The sequence below is a fragment of the Roseovarius halophilus (ex Wu et al. 2025) genome, from assembly GCF_047086965.1.
Window position 1 is genome coordinate 1 of the sequence record NZ_JBKOTX010000426.1, and the last position, 1,866, is coordinate 1,866.

A 1,866-nucleotide genomic window follows, 5' to 3' on the forward strand; every position below is an offset into this window, starting at 1 on the left:
GGCCAACGGGCCCGACCTGCTGATCGCGGACGAGCCGACGACAGCGCTGGACGTGACCATCCAGGCGCAGATCCTGGAATTGCTGGACCGGCTCCTGCCGCCATCCCGCGCCGCCCGCCCGAAACCGTCATGCGCCTTGCCCGTATGGGCGCGTTCCACCAGTGCCGGCTGTCCTTCATGCGGACGCTCCTGCGCCGCCTGAAATCCGAGGCATGGCGCTTTTCGCGGCCGGTCTTCGACATCGACGCGCGCGGCACGGGCCGCGCCGTCTACACCGCCCATGGCCCGCACCGGGCGTACTCGCTCGTGGCCTTCGCCAACGACCTGCCCCCCGAGAAACGCTCGGACCGCGTCATCGCCACCGAATGGGACGCCACCTTCACCCTGTTCGACGGCATCCCGACGGACGCCGACCTCGACAGGCTGGCGCGCAACGTGCCCAAGCAGGAGGCCGGCCGCGTCTCTGACCGCGAATTGTCGCTGTCGCGCGCCAACCGCTCGGTCAGGCTGTGGGACCACGTGGTCGACAGCCTCAGCCGGGGCCGGCAGCCCGACCCGGAAAAGGTCGCGCAGGTGGGCTACCTGATGCGCACCACGGCCGTCTACGGTTCGGGCAAGTTCGGCGCCGCCGACCGCGAGATGATCGCCGACCGGCCCGAATGCCGCGGCCCCTTCCAGGTCGAGATGCTGTCGGTCTATCTCACCCGCGCCTTCGTCATGGACCTCGTCGAACACATGGCCCGCGCCCGCGCCCCGAAATCAGCCGTGCCGCTGGACCCGGACATGCGCCGCCGCTTCGGGATCGGCAATTCGACGGGGCTGGGGATGGCGCCTTTCCTGATGACGCATCCGGCCCTCATCAACAACTGGATCATGACCCGCGAAGAGGCGCTGGCGCGCGTGCGCTCCGTGCCGCGGGCCACGGCCGCCGAGGCCGACGAATTCCGCCACTATGCGGCCCGCGCCTGCCTTCACGCGGCGGACTGGACGTCCGAGCACCCGGTGCAGATCGCCAAGCTGGACGCCCTGCGCGCCGACATGACCCGGCTCGCCGAGCACCTGCAGGACGCCGATCTGACGACGGACCGGCCGTGGAACCGGCTTTACCTCTGGGCCGAACGGGCGCTGTCCCTCGAAGGGCAGGAACAGCTCGTCTCGCTGATGATGGAACCCTACGGCGCGCTCGTGGACGGGCTCAGCGACGGCATGTATGCCGATGAACAGGCCCATTGGCGCATCGACGGCGCCATGCCGGTGTCTCGACTGCGCGCCCTTGTCGAGGATGTGTACGGCTGGGCGCTCGATATCGACTGGCGGCACCCGGACGCGCAGGCGCGCGTCTGGTACGTCTCCGAGCAGAAACTGGAGCCGCGGCTGGGCCAGCGGTTCGAGGAACCCATCGAACCCTACGAGCAACCGCTCTGCCCCGGCCGCGATGCCGCGCGCCTTCACGCCGATCTTCGCGATGCGCCGGACGGCCCGGTGGCCGCTTTCCTGCTGGCCCATCCCGAACACCGCCACATCGCGCGCCGGGCGCAGATCGCCGCGCGGTTTCCCTATGCCGAGATCCGCGACAACACCATCGACGCGCACATGATGCCCATCGACCTGTTGCGCGCGAAGCTCAGCTTCTTCGGCGCCTGCCATTTCGACCCGCGCTCAGACCGCTGGCTGCGCATCAACATGTACCAGCACGCGCCGTTCCCCCATGAACTGGCCGAGGGCAACGCCGATGACTGGACGTATCCCTACCTGCCCGAGGCCGCGCAATGACGTGGTCGCTGGGAGAGATCGAGGCGCTGTCGCGCAAGGCGGCACGCGGATCGGGGCTGAGCTGGGGCCTGGCCGAGGAAGCGGGCCGCGCGG

General features: G+C 69.7%; 2 protein-coding genes and 1 pseudogene. All 3 read left to right on the forward strand.

The features are described 5' to 3' along the window. Window positions 1-202: pseudogene (locus tag ACH107_RS32430) on the forward strand (hypothetical protein); the annotation flags it as partial. Then, entirely contained in the window at window positions 130-1,773 is a 1,644-nt protein-coding gene (locus ACH107_RS32435) for a hypothetical protein (RefSeq protein ID WP_412509720.1), read from the forward strand. The pseudogene ACH107_RS32430 and the gene ACH107_RS32435, both read left to right, overlap by 73 nt. Next, the coding region (locus tag ACH107_RS32440) for a DUF3726 domain-containing protein (RefSeq protein ID WP_412509721.1) at window positions 1,770-1,866 on the forward strand (97 nt) is incomplete at its 3' end. The genes ACH107_RS32435 and ACH107_RS32440, both read left to right, overlap by 4 nt.

Bases quoted from the DNA above. Each gene is read 5' to 3' on its own strand.
- ACH107_RS32435 (WP_412509720.1), top strand. From the start codon at position 130: ATGCGCCTTGCCCGTATGGGCGCGTTCCACCAGTGCCGGCTGTCCTTC.